The following is a 13,078-nucleotide window of genomic DNA, read 5'->3' as shown; positions in this document are numbered from 1 at the left end:
GGGACGGTCCGGACCCACCGGGCGGCCTGTTCGGGGGTCTGCTCGCCGTCCAGGACGAGCCGGAATCCCCACAGGGCCGCGTCGAGCCACGCGGGCCCGCGCATCACCCACGCCCAGTCGATCATCCGTACCCGGCCGCTCCGCTCGACCATGAAGTTCGAGGCGGCCGGGTCGGAGTGCACGAGCCGGTCCCCGGTCAGGAGCGGCCGGTCGGCGGGGGCGCAGTACTCGCCCCACCGCTCCCAGGGTGTGCGCCGGACCTGTTCGGGGGCGGGGAGCAGGCTCAGCTCGTGGAGGACGGCGGCGACGTCTTCGAGGTGGTCGCCGTCGTCACCGAAGTAGGTCCAGGCCGACGCCTGGAGCCCTTCGAAGCACACCAGCAGCCAGCCCGCCCGCCCTCTCCTCCCACAGGACCGCCGGGGCGCCGGCGGGAAGGAAGGGCGCGACGACTGCCTCGGTCTCCAGCTCGCCGATCCGCTCGTGGTCCAGGGGCAGGCCCTTGATGAACACCATGCCGCCGCCCGAGGACGGCCAGGCCCAGGAGGCGAGGGCGGGTCGGCGCGTTCCGCACCGTCCTGACGGGGCTCACGCAGGCGGAGGTGGACGGCGGGCTGGAGTTCCCGGCCGCCTGCCGGACGCTCGCGACGGCGTACAGGGCGGGTGTGCGGCCCTGGGCGAGCTGGGCGACTACGACCGGAACCAGTTCACCCGCCAGTGCCGGGCGACCGGCACCGCGTACCCCTTCGGGTGGCGGCACACCGACGCGAAGGGCGTTTCACCGAGGCATACGGGCTGGACCGGCGCCCGGGGACCGCACGGGCCCTGGAGGTCGCCGGTCTGCCGCTCGAAGGACGGCACCACCGTGGTGAGGACGACGCGTGGAACATCGCGGCGCTCGTCCTGCGCCTCGCGGAACGCGGCGCGTGGCCGGACGACGGGACCGACGGGACCGACGGGACCAGCGGGCGGCCCGGGACCGCCGGGCAGGGGACGCGGGGGTCCCGGCTACCCTGGCGCCGGACCCGAGGAGGAACGCATGGGGCGGATGCCGTCGGCCGTACGGCGCAGGCAGTTGGTCGAAGCCGCGATCAGGGCGATGACCAGGGACGGCGTCGCCAGGACCACCACCCGCTCGATCTGCGCGGAGGCGGGGGTCTCGCTGAGCGTCTTCCACTACTGCTTCGAGTCGAAGCAGGCGCTCCTGGAGGCCGCGATCGGGACCATCACCGGCAACAACCTCGCACGGGTGATGCCCGCGGTCGAGCGGGGCGCCACCCTGCGGGAGACCGTGCGGGGCGCGCTCCAGACGTACTGGGACCACGTCACGGCCCGTCCGGGCGAGCACATGCTCACGTACGACCTCACCCAGTACGCCCTGCGGGAGCCCGGGTTCGAGCATCTGGCCCGTGCGCAGTACGAGCAGTACGTGACGGCGGCGGGCTCGCTGATCGAGCAGGTCCGTGAGACGCGGGGGCTGGCGCCCCGGGTGCCGGTGGAGTCGCTCGCGCGGTGTCTGGCGGCGGCGATCGACGGTCTCACGCTGCAGTTCCTGGTCCTCGGCGACGAGCGGGCGGCGGCCGAGCAACTGGACCTGACGGCGGATCAACTCGTACGCCTGATAGAGGGTTGAGTCCGGAGGGGACATTCCCCCAGGGAGTGCGGCGGGGCCGTCGGGACTCGTACGGACTCCACCAGGTCATCCGTCCCGGACTCTTGACTCACTCCGTCATCACCGCGATCCTCGGGGCGCCCGGTACTCCCCCACCGTCCGGAGGCTTCCCAGAGATGACCCGACCCTTCACGCGCCGGACGGGTGGCCGATCCGTCCTCCTGGCGCTGTTCCTGGCCCTGGCCGCCGTGCTCTTCGGCTCCGGTCCCGTCCCCGCCGCGGCGGCGGGCGGCGACTGGTGGGAGCCCGTCTCCCGGCCCGCCGCCGATTCGCGGATCAACGTCACGGGGACGCCGTTCACCGGGACGGATGCGCGGGGGAAGGTGCGCGGTTTCGTCGACGCGCACAACCACCTCATGTCCAACGAGGGCTTCGGCGGCCGGCTCATCTGCGGCCAGACCTTCGCCGAGGGCGGCGCCCCGGAGGCGCTCAAGGACTGTCCCGAGCACTATCCCGACGGCTCGGGCGCGCTGTTCGAGAACATCACGGGCGGCGCGGACGGCCATCACGACCCGGTCGGCTGGCCGACGTTCAAGGACTGGCCCGCCAACAACTCCCTGACGCACCAGCAGAACTACTACGCGTGGGTGGAGCGCGCCTGGCGCGGCGGGCAGCGGGTCCTCGTCAACGACCTGGTGACGAACGGCCTGATCTGCTCGATCCTGCCCCGTGACCGGAGCTGCGACGAGATGACCTCGATCCGCCTCCAGGCCCGCAAGACGTACGAGCTCCAGGACTACGTCGACCGGCAGTACGGCGGTCCGGGCAAGGGCTGGTTCCGCGTCGTCACCAGCGCCGCGCAGGCGCGTTCGGTGATCGAGCAGGGCAAGCTCGCGGTCGTCCTGGGCGTGGAGACCTCGGAGCCGTTCGGCTGCAAGCAGATCCTGGACGTCGCCCAGTGCGGCAAGGAGGACATCGACCGCGGTCTCGACGAGCTGTACGGGCTCGGGGTGCGCAGCATGTTCCTGTGCCACAAGTTCGACAACGCCCTGTGCGGTGTCCGTTTCGACGAGGGCGCGATCGGTACGGCGGTCAACATCGGTCAGTTCCTGTCCACGGGCACCTTCTGGGCCACGGAGAAGTGCGCGGGTGCGCAGCACGACAACCCGATCGGGCTCGTGGCGGCGCCGGTGATGGCGTCGAAGCTCCCGGTAGGCGTGAGCGTCCCCTCGTACGCCTCCGACGCGAAGTGCAACACCCGGGGGCTGACGCGGCTCGGCGAGTACGCGCTGCGGGGCATGATGGACCGGGGCATGATGCTGGAGCTCGACCACATGAGCGTGAAGGCCGCCGGGCGGGCCCTCGACATCCTGGAGTCCCAGGAGTACCCCGGGGTGATCTCCAGCCACAGCTGGATGGACCTGGACTGGACCGAGCGGCTCTACCGGCTCGGCGGTTTCGTCGCCCAGTACATGCACGGCGCGGAGGGCTTCGTCGGTGAGGCGGGCCGGAAGGCGGCGCTGCGGGCGAAGTACGGGGTCGGGCTCGGCTACGGCACCGACATGAACGGGGTCGGCGGCTGGCCGGGTCCGGTGGGCGCCGACGCGCCGAACGCGGTGAAGTACCCCTTCCGTAGCTTCGACGGCGGATCGGTCCTCGACCGGCAGGTGACCGGAGAGCGCACCTGGGACCTGAACACCGACGGCGCCGCGCACAACGGCATGGTGCCGGACTGGGTCGAGCAGATCCGGCTCACCGGCGGCGGGCAGGGCGTGGTGGACGAGCTGGCGCGCGGCGCGGAGTCGTACCTGACGACCCTGAAGGCGACCGAGGACCACGAGATGGGTGTGGACCTGGCGGCGGGCGCGCCCGCCTCGGCCAGTTCCTCGGAGTGGAACCCGTTCACGAGCTACGCCCCGGGCCGGGCCGTGGACGGCGACGTCGGCACCCGCTGGGCCAGTGACTGGTCGGACGACCAATGGCTGGGCGTGGATCTCGGGGCCGTGCGCCGGATCAGCCGGGTGACCCTCGACTGGGAGCGGGCGTACGCGCGCCAGTACCGGATCGAGGTGTCGGAGAACGGCACGGACTGGCGGACGGTGTGGTCCACGAGCACCGGGGACGGCGGTTACGACACGGCCGAGTTCCCGTCGACGTCGGCCCGGCACGTGCGGGTGCACGGCGAGCGGCGGGCGACCCAGTGGGGCTACTCGCTCCACGAGGTCTCGGTGCACCGGGCCTGACCCGCGCGTACGACCGGCCGGATCCGTCAGGGGTCCGGCCGGTCCTGTTCCCGGGGCGGCCGTCCGGCTCCCCGGGGGCGGCCGGTCCTGTTCCGGGGAGGGCCGTCCCGGCCCCTCGTGCCGCTCCGTCCGCCGGTGAGGGATCATGGGAGCCGGAACGTGGAAGGGACGGAACGGACGATGAGGCACCGCAGTGTCGCCGACCTGATGACTCCGGCCGCCGTGACGGTGCGCGCGGGGACCTCGTTCAAGGAGATCGCACGGCTCCTCGACGAGTACGGCATCACCGCCGTCCCGGTGGTCGACGACGAGAACCGGCCGGTGGGTGTCGTCTCCGAGGCGGACCTGCTGCGACGGCACACGACGAAGGACGGGCCCAGCACGGCCGGAGCCATGATGTCGAGCCCGGCGGTGACGGCCCGGCCCTCCTGGACGGCGGTCGAGGCCGCCCGGCTCATGGAACGGCACCGGGTGAAGCGGCTCCCGGTGGTCGACGCGGACGGGCTGCTGATCGGCGTGCTCAGCCGCAGTGATCTGCTCCAGCTGTTCCTGCGCAGGGACCGCTCGATCCAGGAGGAGATCCGGGAGGACGTCGTCGTCCGCATCCTGGGCCTCTCGCCCTCCGCCGTGCACATCGACGTCGACGACGGCCGGGTGACGCTGAGCGGCACCGTGGACCGTCCGGGACTCGCCCCGGCGATGCTCCGCCTCTGCGAGTCGGTCGACGGGGTCGTGGAGGTCACCGACCGGCTGGCGTACGGGGAAGGAGCCGGGGCGGACGGTTCCGGGACCGGAACGGGGACGGGGACGGGGTCCACCGGGGGCGGCGGTCCCGTCAGGTGACCGCCTCCGGCCAGCCGTAACCGGGGCCGGTGCGCCGGGGCAGGGTGGCGGCGCCCGCCGCCTCCAGTTCCCGGTCGGCCTCCCTCATCAGCTTGCCCGCCAGGTCCCTCATGGCCCGGCTCGCGGCGATCTCGTCGCCGATCGCGGGCACGTCCACGTCCCCCGGGTCGCACCGGGCCGTGCCGTGGCCCGTGAGGGTCGAGCCGCCGGTGCGCAGCCGGGCCTCGGCCCTGGTCCGGCCGCCGTCCTCGACCAGTTCGACGCCGACCGTCCACTCCTGGGTCCGGGTCATGGGTCCGCCTCCTCGTACAGCGGGCCGCGCGGAAGCGGGGCGCGGCCCCTACCACTTCCAGGATCCCCCGGGAGGAACGCGGGCGCGCGCGGAGGGGCCGGGGCCGTACCGGCGGGTGACCCGTACGGCACAGGCGGTGGCGAGGGCCTTCGAGGCACCGGCCGAAGGGGCCCGGTCCCAGCGGCGCCCCCGGTCCCAGCGGCGGGGAACGTCCCACCCGCGCGGGTCGCGGCGGTGTCGGCGCGGACCCGGTGCCGGGGATCGGCGTCCCGGGTCCTTTCACCCGTCCGATCTGGCGGCGGGTACCGCGCGCGTCCGTCCGCCGGGGTGCCGTTCCGGTGGATCGGGGGGTGGCGGGGACTCGGTCCGCAGATGGTGGGTGAGGCGGGCGCCGAGGTCATCGGTCAGGGGGCCGGTGTGGTCGATCCCGAGCTGGGCGGCCAGGGCCGGGACGTGGAGACGGGCGGCGACTTCGAGCAGCCGGGCATAGCTGTCGACGGAGCAGCGCACGCGGTGCCGGGCGGCCAGGGCGAGGACGAGGGCCAGCGGGGCGGCCGGCCACCACCAGCGGGCCAGCGGCGCGTAGAGCAGGGCCCAGCCGGCGAGGGTGGCGGCCCGTACCAGCGCGGCACGGGCGTCCGCGATCCGGGCGCTCAGCGCCTCGGGGAGGACCGGCTCCAGATACGGCCAGAGGACGGCCAGGTCCAGACGGTGGTCCCGGTCCAGCCGCAATGCGGCGGCCTGGATGCGGTCGCCGCTCCAGGTGGGGCGCTCGGGCCGTTCCGGGGCGAGCCTGGCCCGTCTGCGGGCGGCGGCCCGCAGCAGCGCGGGGGCGGGCCGGTCGGCGGGGTCGGGGGCCATGGCCCGCTTCCGCCGCTCGTGGTACGCGCGGTCGGCCGCGTCCCAGCGGGCCCGTCGGCGCTCCGCCCGGCGCCCGGCCAGGTACGACAGCGGGGCGGGCCAGGTGCGCCAGCCGTCGGCCACCACCAGCCGCTCGACGACCGTGCCCACGGCGGTCGCGACGGTTCCGGCCGCGGCCGAGGCCAGCAGCACGGCCACCAGCAGCACGATCTGCCCGCCGAGGCCGGTCATGACGGGACCGGCGGCGAACGCGGTGATCTCCCGGGCGATCCGGGCGAGGTCCAGCGGGTGCCGCTGGCCGAGCGTGCGGGCCGCGAAGGCGACGGCGAGGTAGAGCGCGCCGGGCAGCACCAGGAGGGACAGCCAGCGTTCGGCGAGCTTCTTGCCCAGCTCGTTCCAGAGGCCGCCCACCTCAGAAGAGCCGTTCCCGCAGGAGGGCCCGGCGGCTGATCGAGCAGACCGGCCTGGCCTCGGCCACCTCGCCGCCGGGCCTGCCCGCGCACCGGCGCAGCGGGCACCGGTAGACGAACTCCAGCGCTTCCAGACCGCTCCCGTCCCGCCCCTGACCGAACCCGTGGAGGCTCACCATGCCGTCGGTCGACTCCCTGAGCACCGAGTCCACTTCGGCGAGGAGGGAGGCGAGTTCCGGATCCTCGCCCGGTGCGCCGGACAGTGCCAGCAGCCGCCCCAGCGGCGTCGCCGGATCGGCCCCTTCGTCACCCAGCAGCTCCCTCAACTCCCCCAGATGCGTGCACACATACGCCAGTCCGGCCGCGACATCCGCCCCCAAGCCAGTCCCCCTCTCTCAGCGCCGGGGCGGTGACCGCGAGCTTTCCCGCACCGCCCCGCGAACGTCCGTCCGACCTGATTCAATGCCGAGATTACCCGGGGGCGGAGGCGACCAGTGGACACTCGCGAGGATGACAACGACCAGTCTCACGACGCTAGTTCGATGGAACTGACCATTCGGCTGCATCGGCTGATGACGCCGTTCCTGGAGACCGGGCAACCCCGACTCGCCCTGGACCCGGATCTGTTGCCCTTGGCGGCCGGTGTGATCCGCCGCGTCGGCGGACGGCTGTACGCGGACACCGTGGCGAGGGAGGACATCGTCGCCGCCCATGTGGTCGCCGTCCTGCTCCACACGCGTCTGGTGGCCCTCGGCGACGAGGCGTCCGAAGCCGACCACACCGCCTGGGCCCTCCTGTCCGAGCGCGTGCGCTTCCTCGACCCGACGCTCGCCCAGGAACCCCCGGCCGGGGCCCTCACCGACGGATCGGCACGCGTACCGCACCCGCACGGCCTGCTCGCCTCCTTCGCCCTGGTCCTGCTCCAGCACCACGACCGGACCGGGGAGGACGCCGGGGTGGGACCCGCCGTCCCCCTGCTCCAGGCGGCGGAGCGGACGGCGCCGGAGAGCGAACTGCCCGTGATCTGGTACGGCCTGGGCCGCGCCTGGAAGCACCTGTCCGACGCCGTACCCGAGTGCGGGGCCCTGGCCGCCCGCGACCTGGACCGCGCGGCACGGGCGGCCGAGGGCCATCCGCAACGGACCCTCATGTGGCACGAGCTGGCGCTCGTCCGCCTGGAACAGTACGAGAACGACCCTGACGTCCGGCATCTCGACCACGCCGTCGAGGCCCGGCGGGCGGCAGTGGACACGGACGCCCCGGAGCCCGGATGGCGGTTCCTGCTCGGAGCGGCCCTCGTCGCCCGGTTCCAGCTCGCCGGGATCCCGGCGGACCTGGACGAGGCGATCTCCTGGACCGCCGACGAACTGACGGACATGGAGGACGACAACCCTCATCTCCCGGGAATCCTGGGCAGCTTCGGGAACATGCTGCTCGAACGCCACTCCCTCGCGGGGGACCGTGCCGACCTCGAAGGCGCCCTGGTCGCCATGCGCCTGGGCGAGCGGGCCGCGCCGCCCGGGCATCCGCTGCACGCGGCCCTGCACCAGAACGCGCACGCGGTCCGGTCGATATGGGACCGGGCCCAGGACGGCGGCGCGGAGCCGACGGACACGGACGGCGACGTCCGGAGGACAGTACCGCCGACACCGGGCACCCGGCCGGACAGGAAGCCGGTCGATCCGAGCACGCTCCCCCGACTCGTCACCGGCCTGGTCGAACGGTTCCTGCGGTCGGGCGACCCGGACGCGATGGAAGCCGCGCTGCGGATCGCGGACGAGGCGGTCGACGCGCTCCCCGGCGACCCGGCCGCCCTGACCGCGCGCGCCGCCGCCCGCTTCTGGCACAGCCGCCGTTCCTCCGGACCCGCCGAACTGACGGGCGCGGTGGAGGACATCACGGCGGCGACGGCCGCCACCGCCCCGGACGACCCGGAAGCCGCCGGACGGTTCGCCGCGGTCTCGCTGATGCGGCGGGTCAGGTTCGAGAACCTGGGCGCTCTGGACGACCTGGACGCGGCGTTCGCCGCGGCGGAGGCCGCGGTGCGGCTGGCCGACCGCCGGAGCCCGGTCCACTTCACCGCCTGGTCCAACCTCAGCGCCGCGCTCCTCGCCCGGTTCGTCGTCCTGCGCCGCCCCGAGGACATCGACGGGGCGGTGGCGGCCGGACGGACCGCCGTGGAATCCGCGCCGGACGGCTCCGAGGCCGCACGGGCCAAGACGCACCTGGCCGCCGCGCTCCAGACGCGCTACGACGCCTTCGAGCGGCGGGCGGACCTGGACGACACGATCGCCGCCCTCGAAGCGGCCGTCGCCGACACACCGTCCGGTCATATCGACTTCCCGGTCATGCGGCTCAAACTCTCCGTCGCCCTGCGCGAACGCGGCGGCGCCGAGGACCTCGACGCCGCCGCCGCGCTGCTCCGTCGGACGATCACGGAACTGGAGTCCCGTCGGGGCCGCGACCCGAACACCGCCCACGCGCGCGCGGAGCTCGGCCTCACCCTGGTGCGGCGGTTCGCCGCCGGGGGCGGCCCCGAAGACCTGCGCGAGGCCGAGGAGGCGTTCCGGCTGGCCGCCGGGACCGTGACCGCCCAGACCAGGACCCGGCTGTCCTCAGCCGGGTCCTGGGGCTCGGTCGCCATGGCGCGCGGCGACGCCGCCGAGGCGCTCGACGCCTACCGGACGGCCGTCGAGGAGCTGCTCCCCCGGCTCGCCGACCGCGGCCTCACCCGGGTCTCCCGGCTGGCGCAGATCGCCCGGGTGCCGCTGCTGTCCCGCGACGCCGCCGCGGCCGCGACAGCCGTCGGGGACCTGCCCGGCGCGGTGCGGCTGCTGGAACAGGGCCGCTCGGTGATCTGGTCGCAGCTGACCCAGACCCGCACCGACCGGACCGCGCTGCGCGCCCGGCACCCGGAGCAGGCGGAGGAGTTCGACGCGATCTGCGCCGCTCTGGAGGCCGGTTCCCCGGGCGACGGACCCGCGCGGGGCGGTCTGCCGTGGGAGCTCAGCGAACGGTTCGACACCGTGCTGGCGCGCATCCGCGCCCTCCCCGGCTTCGAGGGCTTCCTCGCGCCGCCGGACTTCGACACCCTGCGCCGGGCCGCGCAGGACGGGCCGGTCGCGATCGTCAACATCAGCCACCACCGCTGCGACGCGCTGCTGCTCAGCACCGCACCCGGCGAGCCTCCGGTCCGGCTGGTCGAGCTGCCCCGCGTCTCGGCGTACGAGATCGAGCGCCTCGCCACGGAGTTCGGCAGCGCCGTCGGGCGCCTGTCCCGGCCGGGGCCCCCTCCCGGACCCGCCGAAGCCCTGGGTCTGGCGGGCCTGGTCACGGGCACGCTGACCCGGCTGTGGGAGGACATCGCCCGGCCCGTGCTGACCGCGCTCGGACTGGACCGTCCGGGGCCGACGCCACCCCGGCTCTGGTGGTGCCCCACCGGCCCGCTGGCCCTGCTGCCCCTGCACGCCGCCGGGCCCGAGGAGGGACCGCGCGTCATGGACCTGGTGGTCTCCTCGTACACCCCGACCCTCAGCTCGCTGATCAGGGCCCGAGCGCGGCCCCCGGTCCGGCGACCGCGCGTACTCGGCGTGGGGGTGCGGCACACCGCCCCGGGCGACGGCCCCTCCGTCCGGGGCGAGTTGCCGGGCGTCGGTGCCGAACTGTCCATGCTGGCGCAGGTCTTCGGCGAGCGCCACACGGGCCGGGTCGACGCCGAAGCCGTCCTGCCGACGGTCCTCGCCGCTCTGCCCTCCCATCCCTGGGTGCACTTCGCCTGCCACGGCGTCTATGAACCGGACGACCCCTCCGACAGTCATCTCGCTCTGTACGACGGCCCGTTGACCGTCACCGGCATCGCCGATCAGGATCTGTCCGGGGCCGAGCTGGCCTTCCTGTCCGCGTGTCACACCGCCCTGGGCACCAGCACGCTCGCGGACGAGGCGATCCATCCCGCCGCCGCCTTCCAGCTCGCCGGGTTCCGGCATGTCGTCGGCACCCTCTGGCGCCTCGCCGACGGCCCGGCCCCGGAGGTCGCCCGCGCCTTCTACCGGGCGCTGGAAGCGGACGGCGGGGCGGACGCCAGCGCGCGGGCGCTGCACGACGCCGTCCAGGCGATCCGCCGGGACCCGGCCCACAGATCGCCCCTGCACTGGGCCTGCTACGTCCACCTGGGCCCGTAGCGCCCGGCGGCACGGCGGGAGCCGCACCGCCCGGCCCGCCCAGGCGGTGCGGCGGACGACCGCCCGAGGGACCGTGACGGCCGCGTTCCGTACCCCTAGAGCCCCACGTCCCGGACCCTGAGGTCCGCCAGGGTCTCCCGGCGCACCAGGAGACGGGCCCGGCCGTCGTGGACGGCGACGACCGGGGGGCGGCCCACGAGGTTGTACGAGGAGGCCATGGACAGGTGGTACGCGCCCGCCACCGGGACCGCGAGCAGGTCACCGGGGTGGATGTCGGCGGGCAGCGGGACGTCCTCGGCCACGATGTCCCCGGCCTCGCAGTGGCGGCCGACGACCGTCACGCGCTCGGGGTCCGCCGTGGAGTGCCGGCCGACGAGGCGGGGCACGTAACGCACCCCGTAGAGGGCGGGCCTCGGGTTGTCGCTCATTCCGCCGTCGACCGCCACGAAGGTCGTCCCGGGGGTCCGCTTCACCGAGAGCACCCGGTAGAGCGCCACGCCCGCGGGTCCGGTGACCGCGCGGCCCGGTTCGATGAGCAGGCGCGGGACGGGCAGCCCGGCCGCCGCGCAGCTCCCGGCCAGTTCGGCGCGGACCTTCCGGGCGAGCGCGGCGAGGTCGAGCGCGGGTTCGCCGGGGCGGTGCGCGATGCCGTGGCCGCCGCCCAGGTCTAGTTCGGGCAGGGTGACGCCGTGGGTGTCACGGATTCTGGCCATCAGTCCGACGAGCCGCCGCACCGCGACGAGATACGGCTTGACGTCGGTGATCTGTGAGCCCAGGTGGCAGTGGAGGCCGGTCAGTTCGAGCTGGGGCTGGTCGAGTACGCGCGCGACGGCGTGCTGGGCGTGCCCGTCCCGCAGGGAGAGGCCGAACTTCTGGTCGTCGGTGCCGGTCCGGATCTTCCGGTGGCCGCCCGCGCCGATCCCCGGCGTCACCCGGATCATGACCTTCTGGTGTCCGCCGGTGCCGACGGCGGCGGCGATGCGGGCGATCTCGGAGGGCGCGTCGATGACGATGCGGCCCACGCCGAGGCGCAGGGCGGTCTCCAGGTCCTGCGGGGACTTGGCGTTGCCGTGCAGCAGGACGCGCTCGGCGGGGAATCCGGCGGTCACGGCGAGTTCCAGTTCGCCCGCCGAGCAGACGTCGAGCCCGAGGCCCTCCTCGGCGACCCAGCGGGAGACGGCACGGCACAGGAAGGCCTTGGCCGCGTAGTGGATCTCGGCGTCGGGGAAGGCCGCCCGGTACGCGCGGCAGCGCTCGCGCACCTCGGTCTCGTCCAGGACGTAGACGGGGGTGCCGTGGCCCTCGGCGATCTCGCTGAGCGGCACACCGCCGACGAGGAGGGCGCCGTGGGGCCGCTCGACGGTGGTGCGGGGCCAGACGGAGAGCGCGGCGGTGTCCTCGGGGTCGGGGGCCGGGACCGGAGGGGCGGAAGCGGTCTCGGGGTCGAGCCCTTGTACCGGAGAGGCGGAAGCGGCTTCGGAGCCGACGCTCCGGACCGGAGAGGCGGAAACAGCCTCCGAGCCGAAGGTCCGGACCGGAGAGGTGGAAGCGGCCTCGGGAACAGTGGGCTGGGCCGGAGGGATGGAGGCGGCCTCGGAGCCGACGCTCCGGACCGGAGAAGTGGAGGCGGCCTCGGCCACGATGGGCTGGGCCGGAGGGATCGGGGTGTCCGTCAGGGGAAGGGTGGTCATCTCGGGTCTCCCTTCAGCCCGCGAGGGCGGTGAGGGAACGCGGGAGCGGCTGCCGTGCCCCGACCGCCGACAGCGGGCCGGGGACGGCGGCGCGGGCGGCGGCCGACGCCGGGGCCGTGAACGTCGGGTCGATCGTCAGGGCGCGTACGCCCAGCGGTTCGACCAGGGTCCGCAGGGCCGGTTCCGCCAGCCGGATCCAGGGCTGGCCGACCCCCAGGAGCGCGGTCAGCCGGGCCGGGTCGGTGAAGGCGACGGCGGTCCGGTCACCGACCGGCGTGCGGAACAGCCGGGCGGTCACCCGGCCGTGGGTGCCCGGCCGGACGGGGACGCAGAGCCGTCCGGCCGGGAAGGGTTCCGCAGGCTCGGGGTCGTCTCCGTAGGGGGCGTCCGTCATGGTTTCCTCCGGGTTCGGGGAGTGATCCCGGCACGGTCGCGCCGGGTTCTCCCCGACGCTATCCCCGGCGATCACCCCTCCCCGGCGGGCCCTGACACGCCCCTGACGCGGAAGCCCCGGACGTATACGGACCCCTGACACCCGGCCCCGTCCCCTCAGGGGCCAGGGCCCGTACGCCCCGGGCGTCCCCACCCTCGCCCACCAGGGAACTGGCTGGTCAAGCCCTCTGGACATGGGGGAGAATGACCCCCATGCCGGTCATGGTCTTCCCTTCGCAGCTGTTCGAGCCAGACCGGCCCCAGAGCGGGGCGTCTGGGGAAGGGCTCGAACGATGGCACATTCACCGCACCGGCGCTGGAGGGGCTGCTGCCCGCTGTGCGCACCGCACAAGGTGCGCGGCGTCGGCCGCTCGGAGAAGGATCCCGCGGCCGTACGGCGCCGACTCGGCAAGTCCCGGCGGTTGACCCGCCGTGACCTGGGCGACCGGAGCTGATCCGCTGTCCCCCGTACGGTGGCCGTCCCCTCGCCGGGGGCGGCCACCGGCTTCGGCCGGA

At 74.4% G+C, this 13,078-nt stretch carries 10 protein-coding genes and 2 pseudogenes; 5 read left to right on the top strand and 7 right to left on the bottom strand.

Annotated elements, in window-relative coordinates; all coding sequences use genetic code 11:
* Both ACFXGN_RS23225 and ACFXGN_RS23220 read right to left on the bottom strand, forming a co-directional pair.
* Nucleotides 1–377: pseudogene (locus ACFXGN_RS23225) on the bottom strand (aminoglycoside phosphotransferase); the annotation flags it as partial.
* Nucleotides 331–513, bottom strand: coding sequence for a hypothetical protein (locus ACFXGN_RS23220; protein ID WP_384862326.1), 183 nt, complete (start codon nucleotides 511–513; stop codon nucleotides 331–333). The pseudogene ACFXGN_RS23225 and the gene ACFXGN_RS23220, both read right to left, overlap by 47 nt.
* A 32-nt stretch (nucleotides 514–545) precedes the next feature.
* On the opposite strand from ACFXGN_RS23220, the pseudogene ACFXGN_RS23215 reads away from it, so the two are divergent.
* The 4 genes and pseudogenes from ACFXGN_RS23215 to ACFXGN_RS23200 form a co-directional block, all read left to right on the top strand.
* Nucleotides 546–930: pseudogene (locus ACFXGN_RS23215) on the top strand (DNA polymerase III); the annotation flags it as partial.
* 106 nt (nucleotides 931–1,036) lie between these two features.
* Nucleotides 1,037–1,630 (top strand): TetR/AcrR family transcriptional regulator, encoded by a 594-nt coding sequence (locus tag ACFXGN_RS23210; protein ID WP_384862323.1) that lies wholly within the window; start codon nucleotides 1,037–1,039, stop codon nucleotides 1,628–1,630.
* 155 nt (nucleotides 1,631–1,785) lie between these two features.
* A complete protein-coding gene (locus tag ACFXGN_RS23205; protein ID WP_384862320.1) occupies nucleotides 1,786–3,852 on the top strand; it encodes a discoidin domain-containing protein in 2,067 nt (688 codons plus the stop codon).
* Nucleotides 3,853–4,032: 180 nt separating this feature from the next.
* On the top strand, nucleotides 4,033–4,695 hold the full coding sequence (locus tag ACFXGN_RS23200; RefSeq protein ID WP_384862318.1) for a CBS domain-containing protein: 663 nt from the start codon (nucleotides 4,033–4,035) through the stop codon (nucleotides 4,693–4,695).
* Here ACFXGN_RS23200 and ACFXGN_RS23195 read toward each other — a convergent pair.
* From ACFXGN_RS23195 to ACFXGN_RS23185, 3 genes are all read right to left on the bottom strand, one after another.
* On the bottom strand, nucleotides 4,688–4,987 hold the full coding sequence (locus tag ACFXGN_RS23195) for a DUF1876 domain-containing protein (RefSeq protein WP_384862315.1): 300 nt from the start codon (nucleotides 4,985–4,987) through the stop codon (nucleotides 4,688–4,690). The two genes, ACFXGN_RS23200 and ACFXGN_RS23195, sit on opposite strands and share 8 nt — an antisense overlap.
* A gap of 279 nt (nucleotides 4,988–5,266) precedes the next feature.
* Entirely contained in the window at nucleotides 5,267–6,259 is a 993-nt protein-coding gene (locus ACFXGN_RS23190; protein ID WP_384862312.1) for a hypothetical protein, read from the bottom strand.
* 1 nt (nucleotide 6,260) lies between these two features.
* The gene (locus ACFXGN_RS23185) at nucleotides 6,261–6,638 is read right to left on the bottom strand and encodes a hypothetical protein (protein ID WP_384862309.1); all 378 of its coding nucleotides are present in this window, start codon (nucleotides 6,636–6,638) and stop codon (nucleotides 6,261–6,263) included.
* Between the two features lie 162 nt (nucleotides 6,639–6,800).
* Between ACFXGN_RS23185 and ACFXGN_RS23180 the strand changes: the two genes are divergently transcribed.
* On the top strand, nucleotides 6,801–10,439 hold the full coding sequence (locus tag ACFXGN_RS23180; protein ID WP_384862306.1) for a CHAT domain-containing protein: 3,639 nt from the start codon (nucleotides 6,801–6,803) through the stop codon (nucleotides 10,437–10,439).
* Between the two features lie 95 nt (nucleotides 10,440–10,534).
* Here ACFXGN_RS23180 and lysA read toward each other — a convergent pair whose 3' ends face one another.
* Together lysA and ACFXGN_RS23170 are read right to left on the bottom strand one after the other, a co-directional pair.
* A complete protein-coding gene (gene lysA, locus ACFXGN_RS23175) occupies nucleotides 10,535–12,130 on the bottom strand; it encodes a diaminopimelate decarboxylase (RefSeq protein WP_384862303.1) in 1,596 nt (531 codons plus the stop codon).
* A 13-nt stretch (nucleotides 12,131–12,143) separates the two neighbouring features.
* Nucleotides 12,144–12,524: an SAV_915 family protein gene (locus ACFXGN_RS23170; RefSeq protein ID WP_384862300.1), complete on the bottom strand. Its 381-nt coding sequence runs from the start codon at nucleotides 12,522–12,524 to the stop codon at nucleotides 12,144–12,146.
* Between the last annotated feature and the right edge of the window lie 554 nt (nucleotides 12,525–13,078).

Origin of the sequence: Streptomyces sp. NPDC059247 (assembly GCF_042754005.1) — a bacterium.
In the GTDB taxonomy this organism is placed as follows: domain Bacteria; phylum Actinomycetota; class Actinomycetes; order Streptomycetales; family Streptomycetaceae; genus Streptomyces.
This window is presented reverse-complemented; position numbering and strand designations above follow the sequence as displayed.

Bases quoted from the DNA above. Each gene is read 5' to 3' on its own strand.
- ACFXGN_RS23180 (WP_384862306.1), top strand. From the start codon at position 6,801: ATGGAACTGACCATTCGGCTGCATCGGCTGATGACGCCGTTCCTGGAG.
- ACFXGN_RS23210 (WP_384862323.1), top strand. From the start codon at position 1,037: ATGGGGCGGATGCCGTCGGCCGTACGGCGCAGGCAGTTGGTCGAAGCC.
- ACFXGN_RS23195 (WP_384862315.1), bottom strand. From the start codon at position 4,987: ATGACCCGGACCCAGGAGTGGACGGTCGGCGTCGAACTGGTCGAGGAC.
- ACFXGN_RS23220 (WP_384862326.1), bottom strand. From the start codon at position 513: ATGGTGTTCATCAAGGGCCTGCCCCTGGACCACGAGCGGATCGGCGAG.
- ACFXGN_RS23205 (WP_384862320.1), top strand. From the start codon at position 1,786: ATGACCCGACCCTTCACGCGCCGGACGGGTGGCCGATCCGTCCTCCTG.
- ACFXGN_RS23200 (WP_384862318.1), top strand. From the start codon at position 4,033: ATGAGGCACCGCAGTGTCGCCGACCTGATGACTCCGGCCGCCGTGACG.
- ACFXGN_RS23170 (WP_384862300.1), bottom strand. From the start codon at position 12,524: ATGACGGACGCCCCCTACGGAGACGACCCCGAGCCTGCGGAACCCTTC.
- lysA (WP_384862303.1), bottom strand. From the start codon at position 12,130: ATGACCACCCTTCCCCTGACGGACACCCCGATCCCTCCGGCCCAGCCC.